The 15,044-nt window shown below is 43.3% G+C and carries 19 protein-coding genes; 2 read left to right on the forward strand and 17 right to left on the reverse strand.

The window, feature by feature from the left end:
* Positions 1-26: 26 nt before the first annotated feature.
* The 6 genes from ypmT to ilvA all read right to left on the reverse strand — a co-directional run bounded on the left by ypmT (position 27) and on the right by ilvA (position 3,996).
* Positions 27-221 carry a protein YpmT gene (ypmT, locus tag ABZM97_RS11115; RefSeq protein ID WP_087990457.1) on the reverse strand — a complete coding sequence of 65 codons (195 nt, stop codon included), beginning with the start codon at positions 219-221 and terminating at the stop codon, positions 27-29.
* Between the two features lie 15 nt (positions 222-236).
* Positions 237-797, reverse strand: coding sequence for a YpmS family protein (locus ABZM97_RS11120; RefSeq protein ID WP_253268388.1), 561 nt, complete (start codon positions 795-797; stop codon positions 237-239).
* Positions 798-806: 9 nt separating this feature from the next.
* Positions 807-1,574 carry an SGNH/GDSL hydrolase family protein gene (locus ABZM97_RS11125; protein ID WP_253268389.1) on the reverse strand — a complete coding sequence of 256 codons (768 nt, stop codon included), beginning with the start codon at positions 1,572-1,574 and terminating at the stop codon, positions 807-809.
* 77 nt (positions 1,575-1,651) lie between these two features.
* Positions 1,652-2,233: a cytochrome c oxidase assembly accessory protein ScuA gene (gene scuA / locus ABZM97_RS11130; protein WP_087990799.1), complete on the reverse strand. Its 582-nt coding sequence runs from the start codon at positions 2,231-2,233 to the stop codon at positions 1,652-1,654.
* Positions 2,234-2,389: 156 nt separating this feature from the next.
* A complete protein-coding gene (locus ABZM97_RS11135; RefSeq protein ID WP_087990460.1) occupies positions 2,390-2,641 on the reverse strand; it encodes a DUF2535 family protein in 252 nt (83 codons plus the stop codon).
* An 86-nt stretch (positions 2,642-2,727) separates the two neighbouring features.
* On the reverse strand, positions 2,728-3,996 hold the full coding sequence (gene ilvA / locus ABZM97_RS11140; protein ID WP_202327463.1) for a threonine ammonia-lyase IlvA: 1,269 nt from the start codon (positions 3,994-3,996) through the stop codon (positions 2,728-2,730).
* Positions 3,997-4,242: 246 nt separating this feature from the next.
* Here ilvA and ABZM97_RS11145 point away from each other — a divergent pair, with 246 nt between their 5' ends.
* Entirely contained in the window at positions 4,243-5,238 is a 996-nt protein-coding gene (locus ABZM97_RS11145; RefSeq protein ID WP_367386847.1) for a sigma 54-interacting transcriptional regulator, read from the forward strand.
* A gap of 20 nt (positions 5,239-5,258) precedes the next feature.
* Positions 5,259-5,900: a hemolysin III family protein gene (locus ABZM97_RS11150; protein ID WP_087990463.1), complete on the forward strand. Its 642-nt coding sequence runs from the start codon at positions 5,259-5,261 to the stop codon at positions 5,898-5,900.
* A 32-nt stretch (positions 5,901-5,932) separates the two neighbouring features.
* Here ABZM97_RS11150 and ABZM97_RS11155 read toward each other — a convergent pair whose 3' ends face one another.
* The 11 genes from ABZM97_RS11155 to ABZM97_RS11205 all read right to left on the reverse strand — a co-directional run bounded on the left by ABZM97_RS11155 (position 5,933) and on the right by ABZM97_RS11205 (position 14,997).
* On the reverse strand, positions 5,933-6,553 hold the full coding sequence (locus ABZM97_RS11155) for a hypothetical protein (protein ID WP_087990464.1): 621 nt from the start codon (positions 6,551-6,553) through the stop codon (positions 5,933-5,935).
* Entirely contained in the window at positions 6,554-7,060 is a 507-nt protein-coding gene (gene dfrA, locus ABZM97_RS11160; RefSeq protein ID WP_087990465.1) for a dihydrofolate reductase DfrA, read from the reverse strand. It abuts the gene before it with no gap.
* Positions 7,057-7,851, reverse strand: a complete 795-nt coding sequence (locus tag ABZM97_RS11165; protein WP_087990466.1) for a thymidylate synthase — start codon at positions 7,849-7,851, stop codon at positions 7,057-7,059. The genes dfrA and ABZM97_RS11165 overlap by 4 nt, the downstream gene beginning before the upstream one ends.
* Positions 7,852-7,935: 84 nt before the next feature.
* Positions 7,936-8,469 carry a phosphatidylglycerophosphatase A gene (locus ABZM97_RS11170; RefSeq protein WP_087990467.1) on the reverse strand — a complete coding sequence of 178 codons (534 nt, stop codon included), beginning with the start codon at positions 8,467-8,469 and terminating at the stop codon, positions 7,936-7,938.
* 17 nt (positions 8,470-8,486) lie between these two features.
* Entirely contained in the window at positions 8,487-9,098 is a 612-nt protein-coding gene (locus tag ABZM97_RS11175) for a YpjP family protein (RefSeq protein ID WP_087990468.1), read from the reverse strand.
* A gap of 258 nt (positions 9,099-9,356) precedes the next feature.
* Complete coding sequence (locus ABZM97_RS11180) at positions 9,357-10,142, reverse strand: class I SAM-dependent methyltransferase (protein ID WP_202327461.1); 786 nt, start codon at positions 10,140-10,142, stop codon at positions 9,357-9,359.
* Between the two features lie 41 nt (positions 10,143-10,183).
* Entirely contained in the window at positions 10,184-10,618 is a 435-nt protein-coding gene (gene brxA / locus ABZM97_RS11185) for a bacilliredoxin BrxA (protein WP_148961540.1), read from the reverse strand.
* A gap of 106 nt (positions 10,619-10,724) precedes the next feature.
* Positions 10,725-12,401, reverse strand: coding sequence for a dihydroxy-acid dehydratase (gene ilvD / locus ABZM97_RS11190; RefSeq protein ID WP_087990471.1), 1,677 nt, complete (start codon positions 12,399-12,401; stop codon positions 10,725-10,727).
* A gap of 289 nt (positions 12,402-12,690) precedes the next feature.
* Positions 12,691-13,824, reverse strand: a complete 1,134-nt coding sequence (locus ABZM97_RS11195; protein ID WP_253268391.1) for a conserved virulence factor C family protein — start codon at positions 13,822-13,824, stop codon at positions 12,691-12,693.
* A gap of 59 nt (positions 13,825-13,883) precedes the next feature.
* A complete protein-coding gene (locus ABZM97_RS11200; RefSeq protein ID WP_253268392.1) occupies positions 13,884-14,501 on the reverse strand; it encodes an HD domain-containing protein in 618 nt (205 codons plus the stop codon).
* A gap of 13 nt (positions 14,502-14,514) precedes the next feature.
* The gene (locus ABZM97_RS11205) at positions 14,515-14,997 is read right to left on the reverse strand and encodes a glutathione peroxidase (protein WP_148961536.1); all 483 of its coding nucleotides are present in this window, start codon (positions 14,995-14,997) and stop codon (positions 14,515-14,517) included.
* Positions 14,998-15,044: the final 47 nt, after the last annotated feature.

Here is a 15,044-nt window from a genome sequence, read left to right on the forward strand (position 1 = left end):
AGAGACGTTGTTTCATGTCTCTTTTTTCATGACTTATCGGTTTTTTTTCGGTCTCTCATACCGAATGTTAGCACCATCACACTTAAGAACAAGGCACAATAGGAAATGTTCAAATACATTTGGTCCATATCTTCAGCCGCCAGATGATGATAAGCAAGCCAGCCGAAATACAGGGAAAATGTAAAGGATAATAAACTGAAATACTGGTAAATCCGTTTCATTTTCAGTCACCTCTATTATTTAGGATGGTAATAGGAAAACTCAATTTCATCTTTTTCTAAATTTATTTTATCCGCTTTGACATACATTCCATTCGTTAAAGGCATTTCTGACAGACGCACTTCAATGCTTTTGTCGCCGGGATGAACGTGGACAAATGACGGCAATTCGTAAAAGCTGTCCATATAATTTAACACAAAGCTAATCGGGATACTCAATTTCCCTAACGAAAATTTCGTAACATTCAGCTCCACATCGCCATTTTTTTTCACAGTCGGCTCAAAAGCGACAAGCGCATCAATGGACGTGGAAAATGCCTTGATTTTCCCCGCGACATGAACATCATCATCGATCTCTACTTTATAATCAAGCTGGTTGGATGCTTTGTCTTTTAAATATGAGTTGACAAACGCAGCTAATGATTCTTTTGTGCTTGTCACTTGAAATCCATACTCGCTCTCAGATGAATCCTTTACCTGAGCTTGTTTTCCCGGCAGCATGACTAGTGTCACAAACCCAGCGGCGAGAATCAGATTGATGGCAAGCAATATAAAAAACAGTCGTTTCCACTTATTCATGATGTCACCCTACTCTTTCGGTAATCCTTCTTTTTCAATGGCTTGATAGACGCGCTTCGCGATAAGGGAATAACCCGTACCATTAGGATGAAAATCATCATCCTCAGAAATTCTGCTGCTGTCGCTTTTTTGATTGAATAAATCTTCAATATAAATGATTTTCGCAAACTTATCTTTTTTCAGCTCTTTTTCAGCTACTTGGTTCCAATCAGTAACAACACCGTTTATTTCATTTAATTCAGATAACGTAAATGTAAACGGATTATACATGCTGACATAAATCAGCTCAGCGTGATCATTCAGTTCCCTAATTTCAGAAATGATTTTTTTAAAACGCTTTTCATACGGTTTTTCCGCTTCCTGAAATGGTTCCATTGTTAATTGCAGAAAGTTTTGGCGAAGGACTTTCATCAAATCGTTTCCGCCAATTGTAAAAAAGACATAATCAGCGTCCTTTATGCCTTTTTGAACCTTTTTATCTTTTAATTTCTCTAATAAATCATCAGAACGGTTCCCTTTCACGGCATAATTTTTTACGTCTACCGTTTTGACTTGTTTATCTGACCGGATAGAATCCGCAACCATGCCGACATATCCCTTACCGGCGGGATCTCCGACACCTTCTGTCAGCGAATCTCCGACAGCCGCAATGACAATGTGCTCTTTCGTTTTCGGTTCATGATCTTTTTGTTTCCCCTCAGATGCTGTACGTATGCTCGTACAAGCAGCAAGAAGCAAAATCAAACTGGCCATGAGTGAAAAAATGCGCAGCTTCAATCTTGTTGCTCCTTCCCATTCTACTAGTGGAAAGTGTATCATGTTTTAGAAGATTTGCAAATGCCTAGTCTCCTAGTTTACTTGAGTGTACTGGCTGATTTCACATCAGCGATAATATCATCGTACGGTGTATTTTCCACTCCATTGTAATCTTTCAGCACCTTACCGTCCGGACCCACCAAATAAAATGAAGATTGATGAATGACTTGGTCTTTTCCCTCCGGTTTCTTCACAATCGCTTTGAAGCTCTTAAGCGCGAACGCCTCAATGTCACGCTGGCTGTATCCCGTGAGGAAATCCCAGTTATCAAAAGATAGCGGATAATTCGCCGCAAATTTCTTCAGCTGTTTTGGCTTATCGTTTTCTGGGTCAACACTAAAGGAGACGATCCGGACATCTATATTCTCGGCTTTTAGTTTTTTTTGCAAATCGGTCATATGAGCAGTCATCGGCGGACATACAGTCTCGCAATTCGTAAAAATAAAATCCGCCAGCCATACTTCTCCTTTTAAACTCTTTAATGAAACATTTTTGCCGTCTTGGTTTTGAAATGTAAAAGGCTCCACCTCATAATTGAGCGGATCTTTAATTTGTTGTCCTCCGCAGGCACACAAAAGCAGAAAAAACAGCCCTGCCGCTAAACCCTTGATCACCTTCATGACATTCACCCTTTCCAGCCGGTAAAAGCGCATTCTAAAACCGTCCTTGCCTGCTATATCCTCTATTTTATATTTATATTCGGTACCGGCAAAAAAAATCCTGCATGCCTCCCAACCAACGGTTACAAAGGGAGACACACAGGTAAAAACGGCATATTACGCGTTGTACTTTAACACCTCTTGATGAAAAACAGCCTGATAATCTGCCCATTTCATCCGGCGCTTCATATAATGTCGGAAAGAATACACTTTTGCCCTGCTGTTTGATGAAAACACTTCTTTTAAGTAGAACTGCAAATGGTGATGTAACATAAAGAAATAGTGCTCATCTTCCTTTAATACAGGTATTTCTGTCACTTTCACCTGAATCCCGTCACTGCGTTTGAACTCTAGGCTTTTGAGTAACAAGCTATCAATCCTCTTTTTTTGTTTTTCTTCTATTATATACAATGTCAGCCGGACTGTCTGTCATTTTACGCGGTTGTGCGAAAAAATTAAATCAGCAAATGGAACAAGTCCTCATCCTTATTCACTTCTACATAATGAAACGCTTTTTTGTCCATTCGTTCAATCAGCGGCCCATAGTCAGCCTTGTCCTGCAGCTCGATGCCGACAAGAGCAGGTCCGTTGCTTTTATTATTTTTCTTCGTATACTCAAACCTTGTAATGTCATCATTCGGCCCGAGGACTTCGTCAAGAAATTCGCGGAGTGCCCCCGCTCTTTGCGGAAAATTGACGATAAAATAATGCTGAAGTCCTTCAAAAATCAAGGATCGCTCCTTCATTTCCTGCATCCTTCCGATATCATTATTGCCTCCGCTGACTACGCAAACCACATTTTTGCCTTTTATTTCATTCTTGTACAAATCAAGCGCTGCGACAGATAGAGCACCAGCCGGTTCAGCAACAATCGCACATTCGTTATATAATTCAAGAATGGCTGTACATACTTTCCCTTCAGGAACAAGGAGAATGTCATCCACGACTGATTGCAGTGTCTGGAACGTTTCCTCCCCAATTTTTTTAACAGCCGCTCCATCTACAAATTTATCAATTTTATCCAGCGTGACGACATTCCCGGCTTTGTTTGATTCAAAATAGGATGCCGCCCCTTCCGGCTCAACAGCAATGACCTTTGTTTCAGGAGATACATTTTTTAAATAAGTGCCTACCCCTGAGAGAAGGCCGCCTCCTCCGACACTTGCAAAAAGAAAATGCGGTTCTGTATCAATATCGTTTAAAATTTCGACCGCCAGCGTTCCCTGCCCAGCCATCACATCCGGATCATCAAACGGATGAATAAACGTTCGTGATTCCGCCTCACAGCATTCAACGGCGCTTTTATACGCATCGTCAAACGTATCACCTATCAAAATAATATCGATAAACCCTTTTCCGAACAGTTCAACTTGAGAGACTTTTTGTCTCGGTGTTGTAGACGGCATAAAAATTTTCCCGTGAATGCCAAGATGTTTACATGAGAACGCCACACCTTGAGCGTGGTTTCCGGCACTGGCACATACAATTCCGTTCTCAGTCTGCTCGCTGGAAAGCTGTTTCATTTTATGATAAGCCCCTCTGAGCTTAAAAGATCTGACAACTTGCAAGTCTTCACGTTTCAAATAGATATTGCATTCATATCTCTCAGAAAGTCTGTCATTCCTTTGCAAAGGTGTGTGAATCACAACGTCCTTTACGTTTTGATGAGCCTTCAAAATGTCTTTCACTTGGATGAGAGAATTTTCTTTAAGCAACGGTTTCATGTACAGATTCCTTTCTTGTTTTAAATCCCTATTTAATATGCCATTATAACACGAATATTCAAAAAATAAGACAATTATTTTTATTTAATATTTAAAAAATAAAGACCGCGTTCACAATATGCCCTGATAACACCTGCGTCACTAGCATTCAGCAGACCTAAGAAAAAAGATGATCATAAATAAAAGGTGTTTTGAGGCAAAAGGCATGATATAATAAAACCAATTAGAACCAAAAGGAGCCAATTGATGAATAGCGCACCAATACTCAACACGTTTCATAATCTGATCGGAGAACATCAAACATTCCTGGACGCGAAACGAATCGCCAAGCAGTTCTCATTATCGGAGCTTCCTGTCCTAATAACAGGAAAAATCGGAGCGGGAAAAGATCATTTTGCACAAGCGATACACCAGGAATCCTCGAGAAACAGCGAACCTTTTATTAACGTCAATTGCAGCATCCATTCAGAAGAAAGCCTTATGCTTGAGCTTTTTGGCCATGACGGTAACACAGGTGCGTTTAAAAAAACGGCACAAGGGACCCTTTTTCTTGATGAAGTTTGGCGCATGCCTGCTTCTGTACAAGCTCAGCTGCTAAAAGCGCTTGATTCAGACACGGAAAAACCGCGAATCATCTGTGCTTCTGCAGGCGGATGCGCGGAACATACATTCAGGCAAGACTTATTTTACAGACTGAATATTTTAACACTCACACTGCCCGAATTGTCTGAACGAAAGAGCGATATACCACTTTTGACACAGTATTTTCTCTCAAACTCCGGCCAGCAATTGTTCATTGATCCCTCAGTCTTTTCGATGCTTGAGCAGCACACATTCGAAGGCAATGTCAGGGAATTAAAAAACGCCGCAGATTATATGGCCGCAGTGTCAAGCGGAGGAACGATTCATCCATATGATGTGCCGCCATACATTAGGGGCCCAATAGACGGAAAAGCATTGAAGAAAAAAGCAAAGCTGCTGACTTTAATGGAAAAAGCTGAGTTTTTGTTTATTTTGGAAACAATAAAAGCGTTAAACGAAAAAGGAGAACCGGCCAGCAGACGGATCATTTCGGAACACAGTAAAAACACCCAAACCTCGTTAACCCCGCAGCAGGTCAGAAGCCGTCTCGATTATTTGGAGAAAAAAGATTATGTCACAAAAAGCCGCGGACGCGCCGGCACTAAAATTACTTTAGAGGGTTTGAGCTTTCTGGAAACGCTGAAAAATCAAATGATCTAGCGATCGAAAGGAGAATGCACTTGTTTACAATCAAAGAAGAGATCGCCAATGCGATAACACACGGCATCGGTGTACTCTTATCCATACCAGCATTAGTATTTCTGATCCTATTTGCGGCTAATTACGGGTCTGCATGGGACATTGTCAGCTTTACAATATTCGGTGTCTCTATGCTGCTGTTATATTTAAGCTCCACACTGCTTCACAGCATCACACATAAAAAGACGAAGGATATTTTGGAGATTATTGATCATAGCGCCATTTATGTACTGATCGCCGGAACCTATACGCCTTTTTTGCTGGGGCCGCTGAAAGGCACACTTGGCTTCACCCTGCTGGTTATCGTATGGTCTCTTGCATTAGGCGGAATCGTTTTTAAAATTTTCTTCGTGAAACGCTTTATACTATTGTCAACCTTCGTGTATTTGATTATGGGATGGCTGATGGTTATAGCGGTTAAACCTTTATACGCTTCGCTGAGCGGAGCGGGATTCAGCCTCCTTTTTCTCGGCGGCATTTTATACTCGGTCGGAACCATCTTTTATATTTGGAAAAAGATCCCCTTCCATCACGCCATATGGCATAGCTTTGTATTAGGCGGAAGCGCTGCGATGTTTTTCTGTGTGCTGTTTTATTGTGTGAAGGTGCCGTTTATTTCGTAACAGAAAAGCGCAGTCTTTGGGACTGCGCTTTTTTATGCACGTAATTGTTTTTCATTTGCTGGTATATAAGCTTTTGAAAATGACAATTCAATGTCTGCTGGTTTTAAGCGTTTAAAAAACGATCCCTTTTGCAGGTCATCTGTTCCTTTCGTTTCCACCATCACCAATGGAAGATGATAGCAGGCCGCAAGTTCAACAGGATCTATAGAACCATCTAATGAAAGAATCAGGCTTTGTCCTTTTTCCAACTGTTTCGTTACATCTTCATATACCTTTTCTGAGTCGCCGTCTGAAATCACATCCATCCGATCTAGCCATTGACCTATTAAAGGAAAGCGAAATCCTTTTGGATTGGCAATAAAGCCGGCCGGTTCCTCAATATACCCAGCAATTAAGGCCAGTTCAGCCAAACGCAAACGGGGATGCACATACAAAACAGGACCGTGCGGTATTGGCTCAGGCTGATGGATCGTCACAATTGAACCGGTGATGCCGACACAGCCTTCCAAAAACGCCTTTGGCTGCTCGTAGACAAGAGTCATCTGTTTTTTGTATGACAGACGGGGGTCAAGCATCCTTTGATTAAATAATTGTTTCATATTTTTTAACAGCATATACACGATATAAATCACTAGCAAGCTGTAGCGAACCAATTAAAATCCTCCCGCTTCAGAAGAATTCTTTTTTTCATACATCAGAAATTCGTAATCGTACGGGTTTTTTTCGTCCTTGATCCCCCGCTCAGAAGAAACCAGCTTCCAATTGGTTTCATCAAATTCGGGGAAGTGGCGGTCACCCTCAAACTTATGATGAATTTTCGTCATATACAGTCTGTCCGCATAAGGAAACAGCGCTGTATAGAGCTGAGCTCCTCCGATCACAAAGCATTCCTCAGAGCCTGAACAAATGTCCAGCACATCCTTTAACGAACTGACAACCGTACATCCCGGAAATTCTGAAGCCGTCGCTGATGTGACGACAATATTTTTCCGGTTTGGAAGCGGACGTCCAATCGATTCAAATGTTTTCCGGCCCATAATGATGGAATGGCCAGAGGTTACTTTTTTAAAGTATGCAAGGTCATTGGGCAAATGCCACGGCAAATCATTGTCTTTGCCGATCAGCCTGTTGGCATCCATCGCAAAAATGAACGAAATCATACGCTGACCGCTCCTTTAATATGAGGATGCGGATCATAATCCTCGATGATAAAGTCCTCAAACGCAAAGTTGAAAATAGAATCAACCTCTCTGGCGAAACGAAGCTTCGGAAGCGGGCGAACATCCCTCGTCAGCTGCAAATTGACCTGTTCAATATGGTTCTGATAAATATGGACATCGCCAAATGTATGAATAAACTCTCCCGGTTCAAGCCCAGTCACATGAGCAATCATCATAGTTAACAGGGCATAAGAACCAATATTAAACGGCACACCAAGAAAAACATCAGCAGAGCGCTGATACAGCTGGCAGGACAGCTTGCCGTCAGACACGTAGAATTGGAACAGACAATGGCACGGCGGCAATGCCATTTTATCAATTTCACCGACATTCCAGGCGCTGACGATTAAGCGTCTGGAGTTCGGATTTGTCTTAATATCTTCAATAAGGCGGGAAATTTGATCAACGGTTTCTCCGTCAGCTCCCCGCCAAGAACGCCATTGGGAACCGTATACAGGTCCGAGTTCACCGTTTTCATCAGCCCACTCATTCCAGATCCGCACTCCGTTTTCCTGCAAATAGCGTACATTGGTATCCCCTTTTAAAAACCAAAGCAACTCATGCGCAATCGATTTAAAGTGGAGTTTTTTTGTTGTCAGCATCGGAAAACCTTCCTGTAAATTAAATCTCATTTGATATCCGAAGGTGCTGACTGTACCGGTCCCTGTCCGGTCTCCCTTTTTTTCGCCATGCTCTAACACATGTCTGCATAAATCCTTGTACTGTTTCATCTTTTCCATCCTTTAAAAGTAGTCTTCTAGTAGTGTAACACAATAAAAAATCATTTCTGAACCCAGAAATGATTTTTTTATCAGTCATCTGACGACAGGCTTTTCATCCTGTTCTTTTTCTTCATCTTGCAGATCCTGATGCGTATGGGCAATTCTGCTCGCAGCGGCTGCTGCAAGTGCTGCCACGATATCATCCAAAAAGGTATGAATACCGTCCGGGCTTTCATCAAGTTCTTTAATGATTCCAATCTTCTCTTTATCCAAATAACCGAAGTTGGTCAGGCCGATCGACCCGTATACATTAACGATTGAAAGAGGGATAATTTCATCTATGCCGTAAAGCGGTTCATCCGTTTCAACAAGGTGCTGCAGCGGTTCCGGAAGAAGTTTCTGCTCAGCGAGCTGATCAAGCGCAAGGCCTGTTAAAACAGCATGAATAATTTCACGTTTGTTCAGCACTTTTTCTACATTCTCCATACATACACTGAGTGGCAAATTTGGATTGTATTTTTCCTGAAGTTTTTGAACAATCCGCGCAATATCTTCGATCATAACGCCCCGTTTGTTCAGCATATCTTTTGTTATATCGACCATTTCATTCATTGTGTACTTTTTCATGTCTAATGGCATCTCCTTTACGCACTCATCCAGTTGGGAGGCGTGTTGCGGTCCCAGTATATGCTTCCAAGCTCATGATGTGATTGAAATCCATCTTCTGCTGTATGATAATGAAAATTAAACCAGTAGCCGTCATGAGGCGGGTGGTCTCTGCGCACATGAAATCTGATGAGATCTTTTCCAGTCGTCCGATTGTAAACGTTGAAAATTTTTTCCGTTTTGCCCGCTGAAGGCATGCTTGAGATCACAACATCTTGATACGCCTCATCCTCTTGCAATGTCGCCAAATAATCACTAATCACATTTTCGATTTTCGGCATGATCTCTTTCCGATAGTCATCCTCAATGACCGGAGCGATTTTGCTGCCGAATTTCACAAAGGACTGATCCTCAGCGCTGTCAAGGAGCTGTTCCTTGTACGTTTGAAAAAGCAGTTCAGGATTTCGCCTGTCTTCCGACTCATCATCGTACAGGTCATGCCCATCATAAAAAGCGGTGTAATCATTCTGCTCAAGACTGCTCGGCTGTCCGGAGGGCTTGTCCGCCATAAGAGCAGCCGGAGGAGATACGAGCCCGAACGTTACGATGGTAAATAAAACCACAAGGGTCTTTCTCATCCACATTTTCATGATTGCTTATTCCTCTCTATTTTTTTGTTATGTTTCTCTTATTTTAGCACATCCGAAACATGCAAGTCATGTACGATATGAAACTGATATGCAAATTAGGAGATTCGTAACTTTGCGGTTTGTGTATAAAACGCTTACAATATTCTGTGAAAGGAGGCTTTCCACATGATTGACGCTCTGTTTGCCACAGTTTCACTCTTAACATTGTTATACTTTGTCGTCATGGAAGTCACCGATTAACAGAAAGCCCGTGATTCGTCACGGGCTTGTTTTACTTGCGGCTTGAATGACACCATAATGGAACAGCGCTGTTTTTCTTTTGGTGACGTTAAAACCAAACTGTTCAAATCGCGGGCTTTTCCAGTGGTCTTTCAGTACAACGCTTTTTCTGGCAGCGCGCACCGCTTCTTTGATACACCCTTCATTCAAAGCTGAATCCTCCGCAAAGTTCCGTAAAGGCGCGATGCCGTCAGACGTCTCTACAGGCTCATGAAACATTGGATCGAAATATATCACATCAAAAGAGTTGTCAGGAAGCTGCTTGATGTATTCATAGCAATCCCCATTCTTTACTTGGATTCTGCTCATTGCAGCTTGAAGCTCTTCTATGCCCGTTTGCCATGATTGCAGCCCCGTCCTCACCAAAACGGACACGAGATGGTTTTTTTCAATTCCAATCACAGAACCCGTTTCGCCTACTGCCATACTTGCGATAATGGCATCCGAACCCAGCCCGAGTGTGCAATCTAAAAACGTATCTCCTTCCGATAAACCAGCTGCCCGAAGCATCGGTTCCCGCTCGTCCCGTAGGAAGCGTTTAGCTCTGAACATCGCTGTATTCGGATGAAAAAAGAATTTAGCCCCTTGTTTCGTATAAAGTTCAAACCGTTCTTTGCCGACCACAAGCAAATCACGTTCAGCTGACTTCAGCAGGTTTTCAACCGTTTGTTTATTTCGGCCGCAATATGGCATATCAAGCTCTTTAGAAAGCAGTTTTGCGGTTTTCACGGTGTGTTCAGACGGTCTATAGCTTGTTGTTATCATCTTCAGTACTCCCAAAAAGAAAATGCCCGGAAAACGGGCATTTAGCAGTGTGCATCAAAGGCAGCGGTCAAATTTTTCATGATCTCTTCCATATCATGACCTTCGATTTCATGACGCGGAATAAAATGGACGACTTCCTTGCCTTTCAAAAGAGCCATTGACGGTGAAGAAGGCTCCTGTCCAGTAAAATACTCACGCATTTTTACAGTAGCTTCTTTATCTTGGCCCGCAAATACAGTCACTGTATTGTCAGGTGTTTTGTCATGCTGGAGGACTGCCTGTGTTGCCGCAGGACGCGCAAGGCCTGCCGCGCAGCCGCAGACAGAGTTAACGACAACAAGAGTTGTGCCCTCTGCCTTTTCCATAAAGTTTTCTACTTCTTCCGCTGTTGTTAATTCTTCAAAACCTGCTCCAGTCAGCTCGCGGCGCATCGGTACAACAAGCTGGCGCATGTATTCTTCGTAAGCCATTGACATAAAAAAAGCCCCCTCTATTATCCTTCATCTGAAGTAAAGGATACTATAGAGAGGGCCGGATTTCAAATATTCACGCCTTAAAATAGGAGAAAGCGTTCCCCGCTGTCTAGATTTTCATGATACCGCCGGTGTTGGCGCTTGTCACAAGTTTGGAATAACGGGCCAAGTAGCCGGTTTTCACCTTTGGTTCAAAACCTTTCCAATTTGCTTTCCGTTTTTCCCACTCTTCCTCTGGCACTTGTACATCCAAGATGCGTTTTTCAATATCAACAATGATATGGTCTCCGTTTTCAACAAAGGCAAGCGGTCCTCCCTCTGCCGCCTCTGGTGATACGTGGCCGATCGAGAGGCCTCGGGAGGCTCCGGAAAAACGTCCGTCCGTAATTAATGCCACTTTTGGTCCGAGTCCCATTCCAACGATCTGAGATGTAGGGGCAAGCATTTCCGGCATACCAGGTCCGCCTTTTGGCCCTTCGTATCTGATAATGACCACGTCGCCTTCTTTTACTTTACGATTGATAATGCCGTTAAGCGCCTCATCCTGAGACTCAAAGACGACAGCCGGCCCTTCGTGTCTCGTAATGCCGTTCTGTACGCCGCCTGTTTTAATGATCGCGCCGTCCGGAGCCAGATTACCGAATAAAACAGCGAGGCCGCCCTTTTCAGTGAATGGTTGATCCAGGGGATGGATGACGTCATAATCCTTTACTTCATGTCCGGCAATGGTTTCTCCGAGTGTTTTCCCTGTAACAGTCAGCGCGTCTAAATGAAGCGCCCCTTCTTTCTTGGAAAGCTCATTCAACGCCGCAGACACACCGCCGGCTTCATGAAGATCTTCAATATACACATCTGATGCTGGCGCCAGTTTGGACAAGTGCGGTACACGCTCGGCAACTTCGTTAATGCGTTCTAAAGAGTATTCCACGCCGGCTTCGTTTGCGATGGCAAGTGTATGGAGAACGGTGTTTGTTGAACCGCCGAGCGCCATATCGAGCGCAAACGCGTTATCAATCGCTTTTTCTGTCACGATATCACGCGGTTTGATATCTTTGCGAATCGTTTCCATTAATTGAGCAGCTGATTTTCTGACAAACTCTTTGCGTTCCGGTGATGTCGCAAGAATGGTTCCGTTACCCGGCAAAGCAAGGCCGAGTGCTTCGGACAGGCAGTTCATTGAATTCGCCGTAAACATGCCTGAGCAAGATCCACACGTCGGGCATCCGAACTGTTCTAATTCTTGAAGTTCGTTTTCGTTGATTTTTCCGGCTTGGAAAGCGCCTACTCCTTCGAAAACTGAGGAAAGAGAGATTTTTTTTCCGTCACTTGTTCTTCCTGCCGCCATCGGCCCGCCGCTGACAAAAATCGTTGGAATGTTGATGCGCATTGCCGCCATAAGCATTCCCGGCGTGATTTTGTCACAGTTCGGAATACAGACCATACCGTCAAACCAGTGCGCGGATACGACCGTTTCCACAGAGTCTGCGATAATTTCACGGCTCGGCAGCGAATACCTCATCCCGATATGCCCCATCGCGATGCCGTCATCTACTCCGATTGTATTAAACTCAAACGGTACGCCCCCAGCTTCTCTGATTGCTTCTTTTACGATTTTCCCAAACTCCTGCAAGTGAACATGACCGGGAACGATATCAATGTATGAATTACAAACCGCAATAAACGGTTTGCCAAAATCCTCTTCTTTTACACCTGCTGCACGGAGCAAACTGCGGTGCGGAGCTCTATCGATTCCTTGTGTGATCATGTTACTGCGTAATTCTGCCATGGTGATCCTCCTAAATACTTTTAATTGTTAGACTGGATTTTATTTTAACAATTTTCAGTTTATTTTCGGGCTGTTTTTGCAAACAGATGACATTCAGGCCGCCCTTGCCTTGATTGTTTCCTTCATGTTTTTATATTTATATAGCTTTCTGTCGATGTAAACCCTCCAACTATTAATATTGTTACTTACTATAAATAGTTTTCGGATATTTTTCAACAATATTCGAAATAATTTTTATAAAAAGTGAATTCACAAAAAAAGATGCAGGATCTGCACCTTTTTCATTCTTTTATTCGCCCTTTTTTCTGCTCTCTGTCATTTGTTTCCAAACAGAACCTTTTGCTTCTTCTCCATGCTCAATACGTTCAAGCGCCATTTTCACTTGAAGGCTGACCTCAAATTCGGGATCATTTTCGGCAGTGCGTAAAGCTTCAATGGCACTTTCATCGCCGACTTCGTACAGGAACATAGCCGCACGCCAGCGGACAAGCTTGCTGGAGTCGCTTAACGACTTGATCATAGCAGGAATGGCTTGAGAGTCGCCGATATCTGACAGGCAGTCTCCTGCCGTTCTTCTGACTGAGACAGCTTTGTCCTCAAGTGCTTTGTATAATAAAGGAAGAACATCGGATATTTCAATCATTCCTAAATATACGACAGCCTGTCTTCTGATAGACACCTTGGGATCATCCAATGCCTTCTGTAAAACCGGGATATCCTCCTCTTTCGGATCCATCTGCTCCAAATGCGCATAACGCTTTTTCCAGTCCTCATCATCCAGCATGTCAAGCGTTACTTTATACGCTTTGCGCTGTACAGCTTGTTTTGCTTCGCCTTTTCCTTGAACGGCTGCTTCTGTCAGCCGTTTCAGCCGCTCATCACTGTAAGCGGCCTGAATCTCTTCTGTCACGTCATGACCGATTTCATTAAAATCACCGAATCTGACGCCTTGTTCTTTCCAGGTCCGCTCAAACACAACATTTGAAGCTTCAGATCTGAGTTTTAAGATCGCCTGCTGAAAGCGTTCCGGTAACCCGAAGCGCTCTTCCCGCTCCCCATCAGTTAATTTAACCTGCATAGGAATGCCGCTGAACATCTGCACAAAAACTTTCACCTCTCCATAAGACTCTTGTTCAGAGCGATTTCCCTCTGTATTTTCAGCACTTTCCATCCCAAATGCAGAGCGGACTTGCGGTAAAATGTCTTTCCAATCGTATCTCGCGTTCCGTTCAACAGCCAGAAAATCAGCGACATGATATACGCCTTTAACGCCTTCTATTTTAAGGATTTCCGCTATAACAGGCGGTGCGCCTTCTGCTTGATCCGGTTTATAGTTATTGCTTTTGCCCGCCGGAAGCTCTTCCGTTAAGATGACCTTCATTGTATTGGGACTTGGCGTAGGTTCAATTGATTTTATCTTCATGATCGTCCTCCTATAACATATCTGTGACTTATTCTATCATAGTCGTTCCAAGCCTTCTATTACGACGTTTCGGCATTAATCCCGGGTACGTCTTTTTCTAATTGGCGGACAAACTGAAGCATAAAATCATGTCTTTCTTCTGCCAGTTTCCGTGCGGTGTCTGTATTCATCATATCTTTCAGCCGGAGCAGCTTATGGAAAAAATGAGCGTAGGCGCTTTGATCATTTCCATAAAGGCTGTGCCCTTTTGCGCCCGCAAACATAAAAGCTCTGGCAATCCCTACAGCACCGATGGCATCAAGCCTGTCAGCATCCTGTACGGCTTTTCCCTCAATTGAGTGCGGCTCTATCACCAGCTTATCCCTATCCCGAAAGGACATTCTTGTGATGATGTGAATCACTATGTCAGCATCCTCTTTTCCAACTCCGAAAAAAACGAGCTGATCATATACTTCGCTCACTGAAAACCTAAACGCGTCAGGCATCTTGACATCAATTAAATCATGAACCAAAGCCGTGATTTCAACTATGAACAAATCCGCATTTTCCTTTTCTCCAATATACAAAGCAAGATCTGCAACTCTTGATACATGATGCCAATCGTGTCCAGAGCTTTCGCCGGTCAGCACAGACTGGACCCATGCCCTGATTTGCTCTATCCGCTTCAATTCCTTCACAAAAACACCCTCTTTATTGCCCTAACAGCTTCACGATAACGTCTTCCAGCTCTTTCGGATTTGTATTCGGAGAATAGCGGCCAATGATTTCTCCGTTTCTGTCCACTATAAACTTCGTGAAATTCCACTTGATTGCCTTAGTTCCCAGCATCCCTTTCGCATGCTCTGTCAAATACACAAACAGCGGGTGGGCGTTTTTTCCGTTTACTTCTACTTTTGAAAACATAGGAAACGTAACACCGTAATTTGTTTCGCAAAATTCTTGTATATCTGCCTCATCACCAGGCTCCTGGCTCATAAATTGATTGCAGGGGAACCCTAAGATCTCCAGTCCCTCCTGCCGATATGTATCATATAACTCCTGAAGCTGTTTCAATTGCGGCGAAAAGCCGCATTTGCTCGCTGTATTCACGATCATCAATACCTTTCCGGCAAAAGGCTGAAGTGTCATCTCTTTTCCTGTTATTGTACGTACCTTCATATGATATATAGACATGTAAGTCCCTCCTATGTCACTGCTGCTGATTATTTTACCGTTTTTAT

The sequence above is a fragment of the Bacillus vallismortis genome (assembly GCF_040784915.1).
Classification (GTDB): Bacteria; Bacillota; Bacilli; order Bacillales; family Bacillaceae; genus Bacillus; species Bacillus subtilis_G.

Bases quoted from the DNA above. Each gene is read 5' to 3' on its own strand.
- ypmT (WP_087990457.1), bottom strand. From the start codon at position 221: ATGAAACGGATTTACCAGTATTTCAGTTTATTATCCTTTACATTTTCC.
- ABZM97_RS11120 (WP_253268388.1), bottom strand. From the start codon at position 797: ATGAATAAGTGGAAACGACTGTTTTTTATATTGCTTGCCATCAATCTG.
- scuA (WP_087990799.1), bottom strand. From the start codon at position 2,233: ATGAAGGTGATCAAGGGTTTAGCGGCAGGGCTGTTTTTTCTGCTTTTG.
- ilvA (WP_202327463.1), bottom strand. From the start codon at position 3,996: ATGAAACCGTTGCTTAAAGAAAATTCTCTCATCCAAGTGAAAGACATT.
- ABZM97_RS11145 (WP_367386847.1), top strand. From the start codon at position 4,243: ATGAATAGCGCACCAATACTCAACACGTTTCATAATCTGATCGGAGAA.
- dfrA (WP_087990465.1), bottom strand. From the start codon at position 7,060: ATGATTTCGTTCATTTTTGCGATGGATGCCAACAGGCTGATCGGCAAA.
- ABZM97_RS11165 (WP_087990466.1), bottom strand. From the start codon at position 7,851: ATGAAACAGTACAAGGATTTATGCAGACATGTGTTAGAGCATGGCGAA.
- ABZM97_RS11170 (WP_087990467.1), bottom strand. From the start codon at position 8,469: ATGAAAAAGTACACAATGAATGAAATGGTCGATATAACAAAAGATATG.
- ABZM97_RS11175 (WP_087990468.1), bottom strand. From the start codon at position 9,098: ATGAAAATGTGGATGAGAAAGACCCTTGTGGTTTTATTTACCATCGTA.
- ABZM97_RS11180 (WP_202327461.1), bottom strand. From the start codon at position 10,142: ATGATAACAACAAGCTATAGACCGTCTGAACACACCGTGAAAACCGCA.
- brxA (WP_148961540.1), bottom strand. From the start codon at position 10,618: ATGTCAATGGCTTACGAAGAATACATGCGCCAGCTTGTTGTACCGATG.
- ilvD (WP_087990471.1), bottom strand. From the start codon at position 12,401: ATGGCAGAATTACGCAGTAACATGATCACACAAGGAATCGATAGAGCT.
- ABZM97_RS11195 (WP_253268391.1), bottom strand. From the start codon at position 13,824: ATGAAGATAAAATCAATTGAACCTACGCCAAGTCCCAATACAATGAAG.
- ABZM97_RS11205 (WP_148961536.1), bottom strand. From the start codon at position 14,997: ATGTCTATATATCATATGAAGGTACGTACAATAACAGGAAAAGAGATG.